Here is an 18,767-nt window from a genome sequence, read left to right as displayed (position 1 = left end):
TGTATATTGTATCATCAAACATACCGCCTCTCCCACTGTATTTCCAGATTAATAAGACACAGGGTTTTCCGCTTCTGTTCCCGCTGTCTTGCCGATGATTGGACGGACAAAACGAATCACAGCAAGTGAAGCGAAGACAGCCAGCCCTCCGGCAAGCAAAAATGCTCCAGAAAACGTGCCTGTTTGGTCAACAATAAATCCGGTTAAAGCCGGGCCGATAATTCCTGCCGTGTTGGCGAGGAAATGCATGAAGCCGCCAACAGAACCGACATTGTTTTGATCAACCACATCTTGAATGACAGCCCAATAGATAGCACCGGTCAAATAAAGAAAGAACACTGACAGAGCGACAAGAGTGACAGCCCCCGCAGTCGTTGCCACAAGCCCGGCAAAACCAATCAGGACAGCTGATGAAAACAAACACGTGACAAGCACAACCTTGCGCGAGAACAGCACACCTTTTCGGGCCGTTTTTTTGTACACATAGTCAGAAACAAATCCCCCTGCAGCCAGCCCGATAAATCCTAAAATCCACGGTATGACCGTGATGACACTCATCGATTCAACACTTAATCCCCGCTCGTCGACAAGATAGCTCGGAAACCACGTCAAAAAGAAGAAGAGGATGTAGTTGTAAGCGAAAAAAGCGAACGCCGTGAACAGGACCGTTTTTTGCTTCAGGTAAAAGGTGAGCGGAATTTTTTCTCCGGGAGACGTTTCTGCTTTTATTGCCGATGCTTCCTTGATCGTCTCTTGCGGCTTTTCTTTGACAAACTTGAACCAGAGCACTGCCCATATCAATCCAATAATCATAATGAGAACGAAGGATACCTTCCAGCTGAACGCCACTGCGATCATGCCGACTATCGGGCCGGAAATGGCTCCCCCGAGCGGCGTGCCGCTGTTGGTTACACCGATAACAGACGCCCGCTGGGTCGGCGGGAACCAGTTGTTCACCATCTTGTTGATGGTCGCCGAAAGCGGGCCTTCTCCCATTCCGAAGAGAATGCGTATAATCAGCAGGCTGACAAAGCCAAAAGCGAGGGCGACTGCTCCGCTAAACAGCGACCAAACAACCATCGCGACAAACAAGGTCAGCTTTGCCCCATAGCGGTCGGATGCCACGCCCCCAAGAAAGTTAAAAATCGCATAACCAATCGAAAAACTGCTGAAAATCAAGCCCATTTGCGTGGCAGACAATGTGAGATCATCCTGAATAAAAGGAGCTGCAATGGAAAGCGCCGAGCGATCCAGGTAATTAATCACCCCTGCCAGGAACAAAAAAAGGATAACGGGAAGCTTATCTTTTGAAAACATCTCAACCTCACCCCTATGTTGGTTCAGTTTCTGTTGCATCGCTTTCGTTACACACCTGAATAAGCCATAAATCCTCCATCGACAGGAACGGTGATCCCAGTGACAAAACCGGAATAGGATTCATCCGCCAGCCAAAGAAGCGTACCGAGCAAATCCTCGGGTTTTCCGAAGCGCTTCATCGGTGTTCCCGCAATAATTTTGTGAGATCGGCTGGTGAACGTTCCGTCTTGGTTGATCAGCAGATCATGATTTTGTTTTGTCAGAAAGAAGCCTGGGGCAATCGCATTGACCCGCAGCCCGGTTTCGGCAAAATGAACAGCCATCCACATCGTAAAATTATTGATCGATGCTTTGGCGGCACTGTATGCCGGAACCTTCGTCATAGGTGAATAAGCACTCATCGAAGAAAGATTGATAATCGCCGGTGAATCGGCTTTCAGCAGCTCTTTTCCAAACACTTGCGAGGCCAGAAACGCACCGGTGAAATTGGTGGAGAATACAGTTAGAAAGCCCCTCTCATCCATATCAAAAAAGGATTGGCCTTCTCCCGCTTCTTCATATGTCTCCACATCGGTTATCGCGTCAGGATGATTGCCGCCAGCCCCGTTAATTAACAGATCAACAGCGCCAAATTGGCCAAGGATGTCTTCCTTTGCCCGCTCCAGTGACATCCTGTCCAGCACATCCGCAGCAACAGCGCACGCTGTGCCGCCAGCCACCGTTATCTCCTTCTCGACCGCTTGGCCTTTTTCAGCCGTCCGATTCAAAATCGCCACCTTCATGCCATGACGGGCTAGCTCCCGGGCCATCGCAGAGCAAAGCACGCCGCTGCCGCCAGTGATGACAGCCGTTTTACCAGCCAGGTTCTCATGCAGCGGGATCATACGTCCACCTCTTTTTTTGCCATTGCTTCATAGGCGTCCCACAGCCCGTTCAAATACATGATGCCAAGTGCCCGATCGTATAAGCCATATCCCGGGCGGCATTGCTCGCCCCAAAGATGGCGCCCATGATCCGGTCTGACATATCCTTCGTAATCCTGCTTATGCAGTTCTTCCATCACGCCTTGAATGTTGATCGAACCATCCTTTGTTAAATGAGATGTTTCAATAAAATCGCCATTCTCATAAATTTTCACATTGCGAATATGTGAAAATGGAGCGATGCCAGCATACGTTTTAGCGATCTCCACCATGTCGTTAGCGGGATTGGCTCCCATTGAACCTGTACAAAGGGTGATACAATTAGACGGTGAATCTGATATCGCCCGCAGTTTCTTATAGCTTGCCTCTCCTGTGATAATGCGCGGCAGTCCGAAAATCGGCCACGGCGGGTCATCCGGATGAATGGCCATTTGAACACCATAGGCCTCAGCAACAGGAAGAATTTCCTGCAAAAAGAATGATAAATTGTCCCATAACTTTTCTTCATCGACCGTTCTGTAGGCAGCAAAAAGCTCTTTGATCCGAGCCAATTTTTTGGGCTCCCACCCCGGCAGTGTCATGTCAGATGCATCCTCCACCGTCCGAATCAGCTCTTGAGGATCAAGGCTTTCCACCTTGGCCTTTTCAAAAAACAGAGCGGTCGATCCATCTTCTAGCGGCCGGAACATGTCCGTGCGTGTCCAGTCAAAAACCGGCATAAAATTATAGCAGATCACTTTCACGCCAAATCCGGCAAGGTTGCGGATCGTTTGCTTGTAGTTTTCAATATACCGGCCGCGTTCTTCGTTCCCAAGTTTAATTGCTTCGTGAACATTCACGCTTTCTACAACTTCAGCATGAAAACCATAGGATTGAATATATTCGGTCTCGGCTCGGATTTCTTCTTTTTCCCACACGTCGCCGACAGGCTTTTGATGGAGAGCCCAAACGATGCCTTTGACACCGGGAATTTGCTTCACGTGTTCAAGTGTGACTGTATCGTTGCCTCGTCCATACCATCGGAATGTCATATTCATGCTCGCACCTCCGGATTCAGTCATTTTAATCAAACGTGATGACGGCTTTCCGCACCTGATCTGGATGCTCCTTAATAAACTGAAATGCATGATGAACGTCATCAACTGAAAATGTATGGGTCACCAGCCCGTTATGCACTAACCGGCCTCCATTCAAAAGCTCTACCACTTTTGGAAACTGATTGGTCTGCAATCGCGATCCGGTTATCGTGACTTCTTTTTTTGTAATCGGCAGCTGAGAAATCTGAGCCGCTCTTTCATCAAATCCAAGCACAACCACATGTCCCGCCGGTGACACAGCCTCAATTGAAAGTGCAAAAGTCTCCGGCAGGCAAACAGCATCAATGACCACGTTTGCTCCTTCATTCCCAGTCCATTCATGGACCCGCTCGGCAACATTTTCTGCTTGGACATTTACAACAGCATCGGCGCCGTTTTCTTTCGCAAATGCCAGCCGCTCGTTGTTCAAGTCAGTCATCATGACAGCAGCGCCCGCCAGTTTTGCCATTTTTAACACACAGATCCCGATGGGTCCCGCTCCCTGGATCAGGACGGTATCACCTTTTTCCACCTGGCCTCTCCACACTGCCTGGGCGCCTATCGTATAAGGCTCGGCCATGACTGCTTCCTCCCAAGGCAAGTCCTTTAAGACCGCGTGAAGCTGCCTTTCCGGAAGCACAATATATTCCCGCATGCCTCCGTCCTCATGTACGCCAAATACAGAAAGCTTGGCGCAAACATTCGGGCGCCCTTTGCGGCAGGCATAGCACGATCCGCAATAAGAAATCGGCTCAATTACCACATGATCACCGGGTTTTAGGCTCTGTACTTTCGCACCAACTTCCTCCACTTGTCCCGTTACCTCGTGTCCGATGACTCTCGGGAGGGTAGCAAGCGGATTCGTTCCATGATAAATGTGCATGTCTGAACCGCAAATGCCGACTCGCTTGACTTTCACGAGCACTTCATCATCCTTTGAAAGAACTGGCTTCTTCACCTCCGCTGTCACCAGATCATACGCTTTTCGCACTTGAACCGCTTTCATTTTTCTCACCTGCTTTTTAAGAATTCATACACGCTCCGGACGATAGAAATTCCGTTTTTCTTATTTCTTTCTTCATGCAGCTGCTCGATCTCGCCGGGCACATACACTCTTTCGAATCCAACAGCCGGCGGTGATTGCTGCAGTTCATCGATCATGGCATCCATCTGCTCTAAAAACGTATCCCAGTCAGTAAAAAAGGCTGGATTGATCGCGCAAACGTAATGCCCCAGCTTTCTTTTTTGATCAAGGCCGCTGTACATTTTGGCAATATGAGGGCCAAAAGCCGCGCCCGCCAGCAATCCTGAAAATACATCCACCACAATCGATAGTCCATAGCCTTTCGGGCCCCCGAATGTTGAAAGTGAGACGACCTTGTCAGGATCAGTTACTGCTTCTCCGTTTTCATCGACTCCCCATCCTTCAGGAATTTCTTTGCCCTCTTCACGGGCCTGCAGAATCTTCCCAAAAGCCACTTTGGATGTCGCCATATCTAGGATAAACGGTTTTTTATGCTTAGCCGGAACACCGTAAGCAATCGGATTTGTCCCTAAAAAAGGAGTCCTCCCCCCAAACGGGACAACGATACTGTCTGTATGCGTCATTGCTATTCCGATCAGCTTTTCGTCAGCCGCTTTTTGCACAAAATAGCTTAGCGCTCCGCAATGGCTGCTGTTTACGGCCGTGACCATGCCGACTCCTTTTTTCTTCGCCATGTCAATTGCATGGTCCATCGCCATGTCGCAATTCACATGACCGAAACCATCGTCTCCGTCAAGCACCCCGGTCACAGGCCCCGTTTCTTTAAAAACAGGCTGTGCCCCAGGATTGATCCCTCCCGCTAAAAGCCTGTTCACATAGTGTTCTGTGCGCAGCACGCCATGCGAATGTACATTGCGCAAATCAGCGTGCACGAGAACATCTGCTACTTTTTCAGCATCTCGTTCATTCAAACCGGCACCGGCCAGCTTTTGCCGAACGAGTTCCTTTGCTTCTTCAGCTGCAATTGTTATCGTTTTCAAGCAAGTGCCTCCTTCCTTTTCAGTTTTTTGGGCACTCTCCTAGCGAAACCCCTACAAACACATTTTATTTACAAATTATTTTAAATATTCTCTATATTATATTGTCAGCTCTTTTGATGAAGATCCTGAACAATCTGAGCATGCTGCTGGTCTGTGAGTTTATATAGAAAGCCGATAATGATCATCGCTAATGCCAAAGCAATGGCCGGATACAGAAGAAGCAGCGCTTTGATGCCAATCAGCGCCTGTGCTGTCTGGACTGCATTCGGCACATAGCCGATAATCCCCAAACCGATCCCCGAGAGAAAGCCAGACAAAGATTGAGCAAGCTTTCTTGAGAAATTGAAAAGTGAATATGTCGTTGCTTCCTTCCGTTCACCGGATTTCCATTCGCCATAGTCGATAATATCGGATACAAGAGCCCACGTGATGCCATTTGGGATACTGATTCCGATAAAGGCGATACTGGCGAGAATTGTAAACACATAAACGTTAGATGGAAGCATAAAGTTGATCAGATCCGCGGCCACACTGATGCCAAAGCCGATCATTGCCGTTCGTTTCTTTCCAAACATCTTGACGAGCTTTGGAAGGAATACGACGCCCAAAAAGGAAGAACCGATAATGATGAAGTTCATATAAGCCATTAATTCAACATTGCCCAAGTTATATTGTGCGAAATAGACGAGCATGGCGGATTTAATGTTGTATGCGGAAATTGAAAAAATCGTCATCAGGACAAGGGTTAACAGCGGTTTATTTGTAATAAATGTTTTGACGACAGATGAGAGTGTTAATTTTTCTTTGGGTGCTTCCGATATGACAATGCGCTCTTTGCAGTTGCGGTAGCAAATATAAAACCAAAACACACCGAGCGCGGCGAACAAGCCCATGACCACCGGGTAGCCGACCTTCGGATTATCAAACTTGACGAGCAGCGGCATCACGGCCACACTCGTGATAAACAAGGCGCCAAGTGATCCGATTTGGCGGAACGTCGAAATGGAGGTCCGGTCCTCAGAATTTTGAGTCATCGCTGCCCCTAATGAGCCGTACGGAATATTCACAAACGAATAGCCGATGCCCCAAATCATATAGGATGCATATGCATAAATCAGTTTTCCGGTCGTTGATACACTGGGAGACAGAAAAATAAGAACAGTAAGCACCGCAAGCACGAGGCTGCCGATTAATAGATAAGGCCTGAATTTCCCCCGTTTGCCGATGTTTTTGCGATAATCGATTGATGAGCCGACAATTGGATCTGTTATCGCCGCAAACAGCTTACTGACTAAAAAAATGCCGCCGGCCATCGCAGCGGGGATTCCCGCTACATCAGTGAAATACTTCAATAAATAAATCTGGCCGAGATCAAACATAAAACCATTGCCAAAATCACCAAAACCATAGGACATTTTCTCTTTCAATGAAAGCCTTTTTTCCGTTTCGACCGACACAACCTTATTTGCCAGTTCAGTTCGCATGTTCCACCTCTGTGTCTTAAGAATTTTCGGATAGTGATCCGCTCAGCGATACTGAGCGGACACTTTGTTACACGTTTGCTTTCTCTTCTTGAAATTGAAAGTAGTGTTTCGCATTGTCATAGCAAATCCCCTGAACGATGCTTCCCAGAAGCTCCGTATCGCGCGGCACTTCGCCGTTTTCCACCCATTCTCCAATCAAATTGCAGACGATCCGCCTGAAATATTCGTGGCGCGTATACGAAAGAAAGCTTCTGGAATCGGTGAGCATGCCGATAAAACGGCTGAAAAGGCCAACATTTGATAACGCTTTCATTTGGTCGAGCATTCCGTCTTTAGTATCGTTAAACCACCAGGCTGTGCCGAATTGTATTTTTCCCGGGGTAATACCGTCCTGAAAACTGTTGATCATGCTGGCGATGACATAGTTATCATTTGGATTCAGTGAATATAAAATCGTTTTCGGCAGCTGGTTCTTCATCTCAACTGAGTTCAACAGCTTGTATAAAGGCTTAGCAATTTCTTCATCGTTCATTGAATCATACCCTGTATCAGGTCCGAGCCTTTTCATCATTTTTGTATTCGTGTTTCTTAAAGCGTTGATATGAAACTGCATCGCCCAATCGAGCTCCGCATACAAACCGCAAAGAAACTGAAGCGTATATGTCTTAAATTTCTTCTCATCTTCACAAGAAACCTCTGTTCCTTGTAATCTGTCAGAAAAAATCCGTCCAGCTTCTTCTTTTGTTGTTTCGGCAAATACCATTGAATCTATCGCGTGATCAGAAACTCTGCCGCCGGCTGAGTGGAAGAATCGCACTCGTTTTTCCAACGCCTTTAAAAACTCATCATAGGTTGTAATCGATATGGCAGCGGCATCTTCAAGCGCCTGCACCCACTCAGTAAAGCCTTCACGATTGATCTCAAGTCCTTTATCCGGCCGAAATCCAGGCAGCACACTGACAGGAAAGTCTTTGTCTTCTCTTAATAATAGATGGTATTCAAGAGAATCAACAGGGTCATCTGTGGTGCACACAACCTTTACATTTGATTTCACGATTAAATCCCTTGCCCCGAAGCCTTCCCCTTTGAGCAGTTCATTTGTCCGTTTCCATATAGCCGGCCCGGACTTCTCGTTTAAAATCTCGTAAATGCCAAAAAAACGCTGCAATTCTAAGTGAGTCCAGTTGTAGAGTGGATTGCCAATCGCCATCGGCACGGTTTTCGCCCAAGCCATAAATTTCTCCTCATCAGGCGCATCTCCGGTAATGTATGTCTCCTCAATTCCATTGGCTCTCATGATGCGCCATTTATAATGGTCACCATACAGCCAGGCTTCCGTGATGTTTTGAAATGTCTTATTTTCATAGATTTCTTTCGGACTTAAGTGGCAGTGGTAATCAATAATTGGCATGTCTTTCGCATAATTGTGATAGAGGCTGACAGCGGTTTCATTTTTCAATAAAAAGTTTTCGCCCATGAAGGGGTCCATGTCCTCACCGTCTTTCATTCTATTTCAAAATGTTAACGTTAACATTTTGATTTGTATCTATTTTACCTTTATATTCCTCTGAGATCAATCTCTTTTTTGAAAATGAAATGTTAACGTTAGCATATAAACAAAAAAAAAGACATTGCCAGAAAGCACTCGGAAAGGAATGCTTTTGGCAATGTCAGATTCATAGAAAGGATTAGTAAGCCAGGCTGAAAAGTCCTTTAATGTGTGTTAAGTAGCGTACGTTACTTGCTTCTTTCATCAAGGAAGCAGGAAGACCTTTAAGCGGTGTAGAATTTGCACCAATGATGGCAACCGCGTCTTTGCGTCCAAGGCTTGCAAGTGTACCAGAGTTTACTGGCTTGAATGTTTCAAGCGTTTTGCCTTCCAAGTAAGCGAATAGGTTGTAACCGATCAGCTCACCCATTTGCCATGCGATTTGTGCAGTTGGCGGGTATGGACGGCCGTCTGCACCGAAGTAAACTGCGCTGTCTCCAGCAACGAATACATCTTCATGAGATGTAGATTGCAGGAAGTCATTTACAGTCGCGCGTCCGCGGTTCACTTCTAGACCTGATTCACCGACTAATGGGTTACCTTGTACGCCGCCAGTCCAAACAAATGTGTTGGCAACAACTTTAGATCCGTCTTTCAGATCAATTACGTTTCCTTCTACATTTGTAACAGGAAGACCTGTTAAGAACTCAACGCCGCGTTTTTCAAGGCTTGCAGTCGCACGCTCGATAAGATCATCCGGAAGAACAGGAAGGATCTTCGGACCTGCTTCAACAAGTTTTAATTTGATTTCTTTATGGTCTACGCCGTATTTTTTCGCAAGGTTCGGCATGATGTCAGCAAGCTCACCAACAAGCTCAACACCTGTTAAGCCGCCGCCGCCGATAAGGATTGTTGCATCTGCTTCGTTTTTCGTTTTAGAGTACTCGCGCACACGATCTTCAACATGTTGAAAGACTTTGTTCGCATCGGCAGCAGATTTCAATACCATGCTGTTTTCTTCAAGACCTGGGATGCCGAAGTAAGCCGTTACAGAACCAAGACCTACAACAAGCGCATCGTAAGTTAATGTAGAACCGTCAGCAAGCGCAACTTCTTTTTTATCAACAGAGAAAGAGCTTACTTCCGCAATTTTAAGATCAATGTCTTTGCCTTTGAAAAGTTTTTCTAATGGCATTGCAACCGCTTTTTCAGACACGTTGCCTGCAGCAAGGCGGTGTAATTCCGTAATGATTTGGTGAGTAGGGTATTTGTTTACCACTGTCACGCGTGCTTGTTCTTTTGTGTAATGTTTGCGAACTGTTAGAGCAGAAAGAACTCCGCCATAACCAGCGCCTAGAATGACAATATGTTTTGACATCGTATATCCTCCGTCCTTTATATCAATTTGAATCTGAGATTATTTTTGGTTTTCGCGTTCGTTCATGACTTCAAGGTAGCTGTTAGCAAAACGGAACAGCTTTTGAGCTTGAGGATCTTTCAGCATGCGAAGAAGGCCGAAAAGTCCAATTGTTTCGTTGCTTGCTTCCGCGCGGTCTTTTGCTTCAATCGCAGTCGCAGCTACTTCTTTCGCTGTTTCTTTTACAGGCTCGAGAATTTCAGTGATCGCACCGACTGTGTCGCTCTTTAACACTTCGTCAGTCGCTACAGACTGAGCGAAATCATAAGACTTCGTTAAAATATTCACTAACTCAGTCAGCTTCGGAAGCTGGTCAACTAAAACAGTCAATGATTCTTGAACTTCTGGCTTTAATAGCTGATCAATAAGATCTTGCTGGCTTTGGCTGACAGACGCATTTGTTTGATCGATTGTTTCTGGCATATCCAATTCTCCTTTACTATAAGCAGTTTGCTGATTTTTTTGGAAAGGGTAGTGCCTCTCCCTGTCTCACGCTTTTAAGGCATAAGAATAAGGATTGTGAATTCGTGCACAATCATTTACAAAAATAAATGTTTACTACCCAGTTTTTCATCTTGCCATATTCAGTATTATTTTTAACTAAAAATAAACAATTGAATAAGTCAAAATCCTTTACTCTCTCTGAAAATAGCAAACACAAAAAACTCCAATTCGATTACCTTCTATATGATAACACTTTTTGAACAAAATTTGAACGTGAATTGCTTCGATTATGAAATTAATTTATATGGAGCTCATGTCATATCGTTTCTGCGGCACTAGTTATTGACAATCCAGCAATTTCTCCCCTTCACTTTACCCATATTTCCAATAGAGGCTCTCTTTTTCCTGTGATCGGATCATTCGCCGGCAACGCCGCCTGCTTAATCTGTTTGAGCGCTTCCTCCCGCTCATTGGGCTTCCCCGTCTTCATATCATACTGAACGCCTCCGGGATAGGCGCCAAGGACAGTAAAATCGGGGCTTGAGCTGAGCTTTTTATGTCCGACTCCGGCTGGAATCACGACTGCGTCGCCTGATTTGAAAGGGATGGCAGCCCCTTTTTCACCCCCAAACTGAATCACAGCCTCTCCCCTAAGGGCAAACAGGACTTCATGCGTATTGCTGTGATAATGATGGTATGGAAAAACACTCCCTGACCAGCTGTTTGACCAGCCATGCCGGATGACGATCCGCTCTGCCAGTCCGGTGTCCTTAAGCGCGTTTTGATACACCACGAGCGGAAAATCAGGGTGATTCGGAATCCTGCCGTCAGCCGGAAAGAAGTATGTCTGTGTCTCTTTTTCCATCAATTTCACCTCCCTTTTTTGTCTTCCACACATAGCGGTTCGCCAAACATGATGTTTTTCTCATGATTCCATTGATCTGCATGATACCGAATAGTATAGTATAAAAAAATAATGCCAGAATGAGGGATATCATGAAAGCTATCGTTATCGGAATATTGGCTTCACTCTTTTTCGCCGTTACCTTTATATTAAACAGAGCGATGGAGTTATCAGGAGGCAGCTGGCTTTGGAGCTCTTCGCTGCGCTTTATTTTTATGGTGCCGTTTTTATGTTTGATTGTCATCATGAGAGGGACATTCACGCCTCTCTTACTAGAGATGAGGAAAAAGCCGTTTTATTGGATCAAATGGAGCTTCGTCGGCTTCGTGCTTTTTTACGCGCCGATTACATTTGCGGCTGCATACGGTCCGGGGTGGCTCATAGCCGGAACCTGGCAAATTACAATTGTAGCCGGGGTGCTCTTATCTCCTTTGTTTTATGTCAAACAAGATATGCCGGGCGCTCCGCAGCTCGTTCGCCAAAAGATTCCCCTGGTTTCACTTGGCACTTCTGTGATCATCCTGATTGGAGCGGCTCTGATTCAGCTTCAGCATGCAGAATCGCTTTCTGGGAGGATGCTGCTTTTCAGTGTGCTGCCGGTTGTCATTGCGGCTTTTGCCTATCCGTTAGGAAACAGGAGAATGCTCGAAGAATACGGAGGCCGGCTTGATACATTTCAGCGCGTGCTTGGAATGACATTGGCAAGCCTTCCATTCTGGCTTATATTAGCAGCTTACGGCTGGTGGTCAGATGGCCTTCCAACAGCAAGTCAAACCGTTCAATCCTTTATCGTTGCCGTCAGCTCAGGCATCATTGCGACGGTTTTATTTTTCTGGGCCACTGATATGGTAAGAGACAATCCGCAAAAACTCGCAGCTGTTGAAGCCACTCAATCCGGTGAAGTGATTTTCGCGCTGCTTGGTGAAATTGTTCTGCTGTCAGGCGTTTTCCCATCTCTATTATCATTTGCCGGTTTGTTCATTATAATAGCGGGGATGATGTTACATACCTTCGCTTCACAGCCGAGAAAACCGAAAAAGAAAGCACAGTCAAATCTGACTGCGTAGCATCTGCAGGAGAATGGGTGAAAGCCTGTTCTCCTTTATTTGTGCTACCAAAAGGAATCTGTTTCACGTTATAGTTAAATATAATGTCAGCCTACTTATATTGAAAGGTGATTATTGTAATGGAAGCAAACGATCAAACACAAAACATACCAGCCATCTCCTTCAGATCAGTCAGAAAAAGCTATAAACAAGATGGACAAACCTATGATGTGCTGCAGGATGTCACCGGAGACATTCAACAGGGTGCAATCGTAGCCGTTTTAGGCCCTTCCGGCTCAGGCAAAAGCACCCTCCTTTCTATGTGTAATTTAATGAGAACGCCTGACAGCGGCGAAATCAAAATATATGGAAAGGAAGTAAGAGAATGGAATGTCAATGAGCTGAGGAGAACGGCAGCCCTCGCGTTTCAATCGGCTCCCGTGCTCGACGGGACAGTGCGTGACAATTTAAGTCTTGTACAAAGGCTGCATCAATCCCAGCTGTACTCTCCTGAAAAGCTGGCTTCTCTTACAGGGCTGCCGTCAGAGCTGTTAGACAGAAGCGCCAGAGACTTATCGGGCGGGCAGCGGCAAAGACTGTCACTGGCCAGAACGCTCTCAAATCCTTCCTCCATTCTATTGTTGGACGAAATCACGTCGGCATTGGACCCGGTTTCTGCTCTTGAGATTGAAGAACTGATCAAACGTCAGCATCAAGAGAAAAAATGGACAGTCATGTGGGTCACTCATAATATGGAGCAGGCAAAACGAGTAGCCGATACCATTTGGTTTATGGCAGATGGCCGGCTGCTTGAAATCGCAGAAACCGAAACATTTTTCTCCGCTCCGCAGCATGAAGCAGCGAAAGAATTTTTGAAGGGAGGCACTCGGTAATGGATTACCTTTCTCTCTCTTTAACGATGATCTTTGTTTTGATCGCCTTGTTTTTATCAAAATCCTTTAAAGCCGGTGTAGAAAAAGACATGATCATCGCCACCATCCGGGCCGCGGTGCAGCTGCTTATCATCGGTTATGTTTTGTCGCTGATTTTTCGCGGAGACCACCCTGTTTTTATCCTGCTGATGGTGCTGTTAATGCTCGCGGTGGCGGCGCAAAATGTCATCAAGCGAAAGAAAAATACTATCGGTTCGTTTTGGAGGGTGTTTGCCGCGTTAGCAATCGTAGAAATTGTGACGCAGGGAATTCTGCTGTCTCTTCATATCATTCCGCTTACGGCACGATATGTCATTCCGATCAGCGGGATGGTCATCGGAAATTCGATGGTGCTCTCGAGTTTGTTTCTAAACCGGCTTAACTCAGAAGTCGGCGTTCGCAAAGAAGAAATTCAATTAATATTGTCACTTGGCGGCACACCGAAGCAATCCATACAGCGCATTCTTACTTCAGCGATGAAAATGAGTATGATCCCGACGCTCGAAAGCCAGAAAACACTGGGTCTTGTCCAGCTTCCCGGCATGATGACAGGCCAGATTCTAGCCGGCGCGGACCCGATTCAGGCAGTACGCTTTCAACTCTTAATCGTGTTTACAACGATGGCCTCAGCCGCGCTGACTTGTGTAATCTTAAGCGTGCTGACATACCCATCATTATTCACCGTTCATCAGCAGCTGAAGCAGAATGAATGACAGACAAAAGCCGCTTTCCGAGGGAAAAGCGGCTTTTTGTACTTGTTATTCCTTTTCTTCATAATACTTGGCCAGCTCAACAATCATCGCACCCATCCGCTCAATCTCTGGCGCAAGCAGTCTCGTAATGCCCTCTTCCCGCAGTGCTTCAGCAGTCACTTTTCCGACAGCAGCTGCGATGGCGCGTTCTTCGAATACCTTCTTCACTTCATTGATATAACCTCGCCCCTTGGCAAAATCAAACAGGGAACGAACCTGAATGGCCGTTGTAAAACAAACGGCATCGATCTCATCGTTCATCAGCTCTCGGCATAACCGCTCCACCGTTTCCTCCTCCGGCGGGATGTGCTGATAAGGCAGAATCGGCAGGACAGACGCGCCTTTTTCTTCAAGAAATGCCATGAGAGCCGGCGCTTTTTCGCCATGAAGCTGCACCATGACTGTTTTTCCTGAAAAGTCGTGAGGCTCCAAAGAACGGATTAAGCCTCTTGTTGTCCCGTCTTCATCCGAAGCTTCCGGTGTGATCCCAAGCTTTTTCAACGCAGACAGCGTTTTGTATCCCCGGCATGCCGCTTTCGCTTGGCGAATGGCCTGCAGAAACTCATCTTTCAGTCCAATTTTCTCTGCCATATCGACAAGAGTCTCCAACCCGATGCCTGTCGTGAAAATGACCCAGTCAGCTTTTTCTTCCGCAAACGTCCGCAAATCCGGCTCCACCTGCTTCTCTGCTAAGTAAACTGTACCTTGGAGAGGCCGGATGACAGGTATTCCGCCCTGTTTTTCAATGATTGTACTGATTTCTTCCGTTTTTCGTGAGCCACCGATTGCCACACGTTTTCCAAGTAACCCTTTTCCCATACCCGTTTCCTCTCCTCTTTGCATAGGCTTTTTATGTATACAAGCTTATTAAAGCTATTTTGGCGCAAACCAAGGGAGAAATCAAGATAAACCCAAACCTCTAAAATCCATTGAATACGCCGGAAGCTTGCTGTAAGATAAACAGCAGACACGTCTTGTAACGGAGGGACGACATGGAAACAAAAAAAGAAGAATATGAAACAAAAGGCTACGATACATCGATCGTTTACGAATTCAATGAATATCCGGACGCCCGCAGCGGGCGCTGCGACAACTGTGATTACACACTGTTCAAAAGCTCTGTAAAAGGCGGAAAATTTCTTAGAGAATGCCGGAGATGCGGGATGAAAAAAAATATTTAAACAGAAAACCGAAATCAAATTGATTTCGGTTTTTATGTTTTTACTGCGGGACAGCGGATTTTTTCATAAACGCTTCAATCTCAGCTGCCGCACGCTCCGCTCCGCCAGCTTCTTTTACATCCTTTTGCATATTCTTGACGCGGCTGAGCAGCTCTTGATCACTGGATACAGCCTGAACCGCTTCCTGCAGGCTGGAAACAGTCACTTCCTCTTTCGGCAAATAAACGCCAAGGCCTAATTCATCAACCCGATTTGCAGTGAGCTCTTGCTCATACATTTGCGGAATGACGACAAGCGGCACACCTGCGTTCATCGCTTCCATCGTACTGTTCATCCCGCCATGAGAGATGAACAAATCAGCTTTCTCTAACACCTCAAGCTGCGGCACACTTTGGCGAATGGTAAAGTTAGCAGGAATATCCTCCAAGCTTGCTGGATCAATCGTTTTCCCAACCGACATGATCACTTGCCATGAAGAATCCCGAAATGCCTTGATGCACATCTTGTAAAATTCCGGCCATGCGTTAAACGCCGTACCCAAAGAAATCAGCATAAGCGGGCGATCATCCTTGTCAATCAACAGGCCTTCTTGTTCCTTTCGTTCTCCGAGAGAGGGGCCGACAAAACAGAAACGGTCATCGAACGTCTCATGCTGAATCTGAAAAGACTTCGGCATAAAGACAATATTTAATGCTTCCGGCACAGCTAACTGTTCAAATGAAACAGCCGGCAACTTCTCTTGCTCCAAGTAGGCTTTAAATTCAGCCTCTGCTTCTTTTATTTTCTTCAGCATGTCTTCATTTCCTAACTGAAAGGATTCATTTTGGGCATATGACGAACAGAGCTTAATGACCGGAACATTAAGCTTTTCAGCAAACAATTTACCAGCCAGCGCAACAAAGTCATAGATGATCAGATCAGGCTGATCACCCTTATATAACTCCTCAAGCTGCGGCAGAATGCTGAGTGATTCTTTCAAAAGGCTGAGGGGCGCGTCATTCTTTTCCATCATCTCCCTGATTTGCTTAGGATCAATATTCAAGGATGTATGATAGATCAATGCTTCTCCACCGGCTTGCTGAACAGCGGGCGCAAACTCCTCAGTCGTCGCGTACGTGACACGGTGCCCTTTCTCACAAAGCTTCTCTACTAAAGCAAGCGTAGGATTGACATGTCCGTACGCCGGGATATTGATCATCGAAATATGGTACTTTTTCATGAATCTCCAGTCTCCTTATCTATTACATTTTCACACGGAAGCTCTTTAATCCGTATATCACACTGTTTTCAATCGGAGTGATACTGACGCACTCCATTTGAGGAAAAGCAGAAATCAAAGACGTTAACGCGATATTTGCTTCAAGACGGGCAAGCGGAGCCCCAAGGCAAAAATGGATGCCATGGCCAAACGCAATATGCGGATTGGGATGGCGGCGGATATCAAACATGTGCGGCCTGTCAAACTTCACTTCATCACGATTTGCCGATGCCACAAACGCCAAAACCATATCACCTTCTTTAATCAGGTGCCCCCCGATTTCCGTATCCCGCTTGGCAATGCGTCTCAAAACCGGGGCGGGCGCTCTGAAACGTAAGGCTTCCTCGACTGCCTGAGGCATCAGTTCAGGATGGCTGCGCAGTTCCTCGTAAACGCCTGGCGTTTCTAATATGCTGTACATCGCATTTGAAATCAGGTTTGTAGTGGTTTCATTTCCGGCCACCAGCAGCAGCGTGCAAAACGGAATCAGCTCTTCACCGGACAGCTTCTCGCCTGTTTCTTCCGCTTTCACTAAAATAGAAATAATATCCTGTGCCGGTTTGTTTCGCTTTTCTTCTATGATGCCGGCAAAAAACGCAGCCAGTTCTTCCTCACACTTATCTCGTTCTTCCAAAAAGGCTTTTTCAGCTTCTTCACTTTTATCCTTCGGTGTACTGACCAGAAGATCAGACCATGCTTTAAACTGATCCATATGCGCTGAAGGCACTCCTAGCAGCTCAGATATCACAATAACCGGAAGCGGGTATGAAAAATCGTGAACAAGGTCAAACTCACTGCGCCCCTGACATTTTTGAATCAGTTCATCTGTGATTTCTTGAATTCTCGGTTCCCATTGCTTCATCACGCGCGGAGTAAAGGCTTTATTCACGACTGAACGGATTTTTGTATGCTTCGGCGGGTCCATGTTAATGATGGAATTTCCAATAGAGCTTGTCTGCTGCGGCATGTAACTGGAAAACAGCTCTTTATCCCCAACAACTTTTTTGACATCATCATAAAGAAAAACGCTCCACACTTGATTTTCTTCATCAAAGGAAACAGGCGCATCCTTTCTCATCGATTCGTACCATGGAAACGGATGATACGCATCCTGTTTGTTTTTCCCATTGAGCAGCGCTCGCTGCAAGGCTTGCCGGCGGTTTAACACATTCATGTACGGTCACTCCCCTTGAAAGAATTCAGCAATTAATGTTCCACTTCACCTCCCGCTTTCGAAAAAGAGAGGGACTACCACAAATAATTAAATTGATAACAGCAGGCAGGCGATCACGATGTTCGATGCAGGCATCATATATTCCCCCTCGAATTTCGTTCATCTTACCATAATCTTTCAATTTTTTTCTATTCTGCACTGCTGTTTTGGCTCACAACGTGACCTTAGGCATAAGCACGCAAATCCAATATGGATTCAATTGCACCGCTCCGCTCAAAAAACGTCTCTGTTTTCAACCAAATGCACTAACTCCAAAAATGACTTTCCCATTATGTAAAATAATTTGGTTCTATGATTAAATAGAAGGTAAAAGATGAAGGAGAGAACAACGTGGCAGCACAGACTGATTACAAAAAACAAGTTGTCGGAATCCTACTTTCACTTGCATTCGTACTCTTTGTGTTCTCTTTTTCTGAGAGACATGAAAAACCGCTTGTTGAGGGAAAAAAACAGGAAAACTGGCATACTGTCGTCGACAAAGCCTCTGTTAAAATTTATGGCAGCAGATTAGTTGAAGAAAACAAATTAAAGCAAAAACTCGGCCATAAACAAGCCGATTCTATTTTGACCCTTCTGAAACTCGCCAACGAAAAACACATTACATTATAAAAAAGAAAGAGCCCATAGGCTCTTTCTTTTTTAGTCAAATATCGTTTTCTTGTCCGGATGGCGCAAAAAGTCAAACAGCATGCTAAGCTGTGAGGGTGTGTTTCGTTTTGGAGAGAGCGGCGGGAGTCTGTCTTCCGGAAAAAAAGCGGCATGATTCGTCTCGATCCCTGTTTCCCCCAGCCCACCCGTCATGCTGCATGCAATGAAGATTTTATAATAGTGATAAGGCTGAGGGGGATGAGAGTGCTTATGGCTGTCTAGCACGGCCAGCAATCGAGACGGCTCTGTATCGTACCCCGACTCTTCTTTGATTTCCTTGACGACGTTTTCAGCCGGCGATAAACCAATCTCGCAAAATCCGCCCGGCAGCGACCACAGCTCATCATGCTTCTCCCGGACAAGCAAAATCTGATTCTCTCGGAATACTGCGCCACGCACATCCGCTTTCGGTGTTGGATAGCCGCTCTCCCCACTCCATAAATCAGTGATAACTTCAATGTCCGTCTGTGAGTAATCCGCCATCATTTCTGCACTGAGCTTCATTAGCTCTTCGTACCTCTCCCTGTCGTACACATCCTTGGAAAAAGCAAGCCCAGCCTGTGCAATCGCTTGAATCCGCTGTGCCCGTTCCAGCCATTTGGTTTGCACTTTTATCACTCATCCTTTCAAGTCAAGT

The 18,767-nt window shown here is 46.2% G+C and carries 19 protein-coding genes; 5 read left to right on the top strand and 14 right to left on the bottom strand.

What is annotated here, in order from left to right; genetic code table 11:
- Positions 1–48: 48 nt before the first annotated feature.
- The 10 genes from NSQ16_RS06690 to NSQ16_RS06645 form a co-directional block, all read right to left on the bottom strand.
- Positions 49–1,317, bottom strand: a complete 1,269-nt coding sequence (locus NSQ16_RS06690; protein WP_230488574.1) for an MFS transporter — start codon at positions 1,315–1,317, stop codon at positions 49–51.
- 47 nt (positions 1,318–1,364) lie between these two features.
- Complete coding sequence (locus tag NSQ16_RS06685; RefSeq protein ID WP_227057392.1) at positions 1,365–2,201, bottom strand: SDR family oxidoreductase; 837 nt, start codon at positions 2,199–2,201, stop codon at positions 1,365–1,367.
- Positions 2,198–3,277, bottom strand: coding sequence for a mannonate dehydratase (gene uxuA, locus NSQ16_RS06680; RefSeq protein ID WP_230488575.1), 1,080 nt, complete (start codon positions 3,275–3,277; stop codon positions 2,198–2,200). Before uxuA ends, NSQ16_RS06685 begins: the two co-directional genes overlap by 4 nt.
- Positions 3,278–3,302: 25 nt before the next feature.
- Positions 3,303–4,322, bottom strand: a complete 1,020-nt coding sequence (locus NSQ16_RS06675) for a zinc-binding alcohol dehydrogenase family protein (protein ID WP_029726240.1) — start codon at positions 4,320–4,322, stop codon at positions 3,303–3,305.
- Positions 4,323–4,327: 5 nt separating this feature from the next.
- Positions 4,328–5,341 carry an ureidoglycolate dehydrogenase gene (gene allD / locus NSQ16_RS06670; protein ID WP_029726241.1) on the bottom strand — a complete coding sequence of 338 codons (1,014 nt, stop codon included), beginning with the start codon at positions 5,339–5,341 and terminating at the stop codon, positions 4,328–4,330.
- A 104-nt stretch (positions 5,342–5,445) separates the two neighbouring features.
- A complete protein-coding gene (locus NSQ16_RS06665) occupies positions 5,446–6,825 on the bottom strand; it encodes an MFS transporter (RefSeq protein WP_326149945.1) in 1,380 nt (459 codons plus the stop codon).
- A gap of 67 nt (positions 6,826–6,892) precedes the next feature.
- On the bottom strand, positions 6,893–8,314 hold the full coding sequence (gene uxaC, locus NSQ16_RS06660; protein WP_339232626.1) for a glucuronate isomerase: 1,422 nt from the start codon (positions 8,312–8,314) through the stop codon (positions 6,893–6,895).
- Positions 8,315–8,513: 199 nt separating this feature from the next.
- Complete coding sequence (locus NSQ16_RS06655; protein WP_015383407.1) at positions 8,514–9,692, bottom strand: NAD(P)/FAD-dependent oxidoreductase; 1,179 nt, start codon at positions 9,690–9,692, stop codon at positions 8,514–8,516.
- 39 nt (positions 9,693–9,731) lie between these two features.
- A complete protein-coding gene (locus NSQ16_RS06650) occupies positions 9,732–10,154 on the bottom strand; it encodes a DUF1641 domain-containing protein (RefSeq protein ID WP_003220510.1) in 423 nt (140 codons plus the stop codon).
- 388 nt (positions 10,155–10,542) lie between these two features.
- A complete protein-coding gene (locus tag NSQ16_RS06645; protein ID WP_339232625.1) occupies positions 10,543–11,040 on the bottom strand; it encodes a cupin domain-containing protein in 498 nt (165 codons plus the stop codon).
- A 131-nt stretch (positions 11,041–11,171) separates the two neighbouring features.
- On the opposite strand from NSQ16_RS06645, the gene NSQ16_RS06640 reads away from it, so the two are divergent.
- The 3 genes from NSQ16_RS06640 (at position 11,172) to fetB (ending at position 13,770) form a co-directional block, all read left to right on the top strand.
- The gene (locus NSQ16_RS06640) at positions 11,172–12,146 is read left to right on the top strand and encodes a multidrug resistance efflux transporter family protein (protein WP_029726246.1); all 975 of its coding nucleotides are present in this window, start codon (positions 11,172–11,174) and stop codon (positions 12,144–12,146) included.
- A gap of 119 nt (positions 12,147–12,265) precedes the next feature.
- Positions 12,266–13,018 carry an ATP-binding cassette domain-containing protein gene (locus NSQ16_RS06635; protein WP_015715714.1) on the top strand — a complete coding sequence of 251 codons (753 nt, stop codon included), beginning with the start codon at positions 12,266–12,268 and terminating at the stop codon, positions 13,016–13,018.
- Positions 13,018–13,770, top strand: a complete 753-nt coding sequence (gene fetB, locus NSQ16_RS06630; protein ID WP_003232776.1) for an iron export ABC transporter permease subunit FetB — start codon at positions 13,018–13,020, stop codon at positions 13,768–13,770. The genes NSQ16_RS06635 and fetB overlap by 1 nt, the downstream gene beginning before the upstream one ends.
- A 45-nt stretch (positions 13,771–13,815) precedes the next feature.
- On the opposite strand, the gene NSQ16_RS06625 is transcribed toward fetB, so the two are convergent.
- Positions 13,816–14,628 carry a uroporphyrinogen-III synthase gene (locus NSQ16_RS06625; RefSeq protein WP_015715713.1) on the bottom strand — a complete coding sequence of 271 codons (813 nt, stop codon included), beginning with the start codon at positions 14,626–14,628 and terminating at the stop codon, positions 13,816–13,818.
- 173 nt (positions 14,629–14,801) lie between these two features.
- Here NSQ16_RS06625 and NSQ16_RS06620 point away from each other — a divergent pair, with 173 nt between their 5' ends.
- A complete protein-coding gene (locus tag NSQ16_RS06620; protein WP_003232781.1) occupies positions 14,802–14,990 on the top strand; it encodes a hypothetical protein in 189 nt (62 codons plus the stop codon).
- 40 nt (positions 14,991–15,030) lie between these two features.
- On the opposite strand, the gene NSQ16_RS06615 is transcribed toward NSQ16_RS06620, so the two are convergent.
- Positions 15,031–16,209, bottom strand: coding sequence for a glycosyltransferase (locus NSQ16_RS06615; protein ID WP_015715712.1), 1,179 nt, complete (start codon positions 16,207–16,209; stop codon positions 15,031–15,033).
- 22 nt (positions 16,210–16,231) lie between these two features.
- Complete coding sequence (yjiB, locus tag NSQ16_RS06610) at positions 16,232–17,422, bottom strand: monooxygenase YjiB (RefSeq protein WP_015715711.1); 1,191 nt, start codon at positions 17,420–17,422, stop codon at positions 16,232–16,234.
- A 390-nt stretch (positions 17,423–17,812) separates the two neighbouring features.
- On the opposite strand from yjiB, the gene NSQ16_RS06605 reads away from it, so the two are divergent.
- Positions 17,813–18,091: a hypothetical protein gene (locus NSQ16_RS06605; RefSeq protein ID WP_003232791.1), complete on the top strand. Its 279-nt coding sequence runs from the start codon at positions 17,813–17,815 to the stop codon at positions 18,089–18,091.
- 30 nt (positions 18,092–18,121) lie between these two features.
- Here the strand turns inward: NSQ16_RS06605 and NSQ16_RS06600 are convergent, their stop codons facing one another.
- Positions 18,122–18,748, bottom strand: coding sequence for an NUDIX hydrolase (locus NSQ16_RS06600; RefSeq protein ID WP_072692632.1), 627 nt, complete (start codon positions 18,746–18,748; stop codon positions 18,122–18,124).
- Positions 18,749–18,767: the final 19 nt, after the last annotated feature.

The sequence above is a fragment of the Bacillus sp. PS108 genome (genome assembly GCF_037963335.1).
GTDB classification, from domain to species: Bacteria; Bacillota; Bacilli; order Bacillales; family Bacillaceae; genus Bacillus; species Bacillus subtilis.
The sequence above is the reverse complement of the archived record's forward strand: the minus strand, read 5'-3'. Positions and strand labels throughout refer to the sequence as shown.

What these genes read in the sequence shown, in the direction of transcription:
- NSQ16_RS06620 (WP_003232781.1), top strand. Translation starts at nt 14,802, where the DNA reads ATGGAAACAAAAAAAGAAGAATATGAAACAAAAGGCTACGATACATCG.
- uxuA (WP_230488575.1), bottom strand. Translation starts at nt 3,277, where the DNA reads ATGAATATGACATTCCGATGGTATGGACGAGGCAACGATACAGTCACA.
- NSQ16_RS06615 (WP_015715712.1), bottom strand. Translation starts at nt 16,209, where the DNA reads ATGAAAAAGTACCATATTTCGATGATCAATATCCCGGCGTACGGACAT.
- NSQ16_RS06655 (WP_015383407.1), bottom strand. Translation starts at nt 9,692, where the DNA reads ATGTCAAAACATATTGTCATTCTAGGCGCTGGTTATGGCGGAGTTCTT.
- NSQ16_RS06625 (WP_015715713.1), bottom strand. Translation starts at nt 14,628, where the DNA reads ATGGGAAAAGGGTTACTTGGAAAACGTGTGGCAATCGGTGGCTCACGA.
- NSQ16_RS06665 (WP_326149945.1), bottom strand. Translation starts at nt 6,825, where the DNA reads ATGCGAACTGAACTGGCAAATAAGGTTGTGTCGGTCGAAACGGAAAAA.
- NSQ16_RS06645 (WP_339232625.1), bottom strand. Translation starts at nt 11,040, where the DNA reads ATGGAAAAAGAGACACAGACATACTTCTTTCCGGCTGACGGCAGGATT.
- fetB (WP_003232776.1), top strand. Translation starts at nt 13,018, where the DNA reads ATGGATTACCTTTCTCTCTCTTTAACGATGATCTTTGTTTTGATCGCC.
- NSQ16_RS06650 (WP_003220510.1), bottom strand. Translation starts at nt 10,154, where the DNA reads ATGCCAGAAACAATCGATCAAACAAATGCGTCTGTCAGCCAAAGCCAG.
- NSQ16_RS06635 (WP_015715714.1), top strand. Translation starts at nt 12,266, where the DNA reads ATGGAAGCAAACGATCAAACACAAAACATACCAGCCATCTCCTTCAGA.
- yjiB (WP_015715711.1), bottom strand. Translation starts at nt 17,422, where the DNA reads ATGAATGTGTTAAACCGCCGGCAAGCCTTGCAGCGAGCGCTGCTCAAT.
- NSQ16_RS06690 (WP_230488574.1), bottom strand. Translation starts at nt 1,317, where the DNA reads ATGTTTTCAAAAGATAAGCTTCCCGTTATCCTTTTTTTGTTCCTGGCA.
- NSQ16_RS06675 (WP_029726240.1), bottom strand. Translation starts at nt 4,322, where the DNA reads ATGAAAGCGGTTCAAGTGCGAAAAGCGTATGATCTGGTGACAGCGGAG.
- NSQ16_RS06640 (WP_029726246.1), top strand. Translation starts at nt 11,172, where the DNA reads ATGAAAGCTATCGTTATCGGAATATTGGCTTCACTCTTTTTCGCCGTT.
- uxaC (WP_339232626.1), bottom strand. Translation starts at nt 8,314, where the DNA reads ATGGACCCCTTCATGGGCGAAAACTTTTTATTGAAAAATGAAACCGCT.
- NSQ16_RS06685 (WP_227057392.1), bottom strand. Translation starts at nt 2,201, where the DNA reads ATGATCCCGCTGCATGAGAACCTGGCTGGTAAAACGGCTGTCATCACT.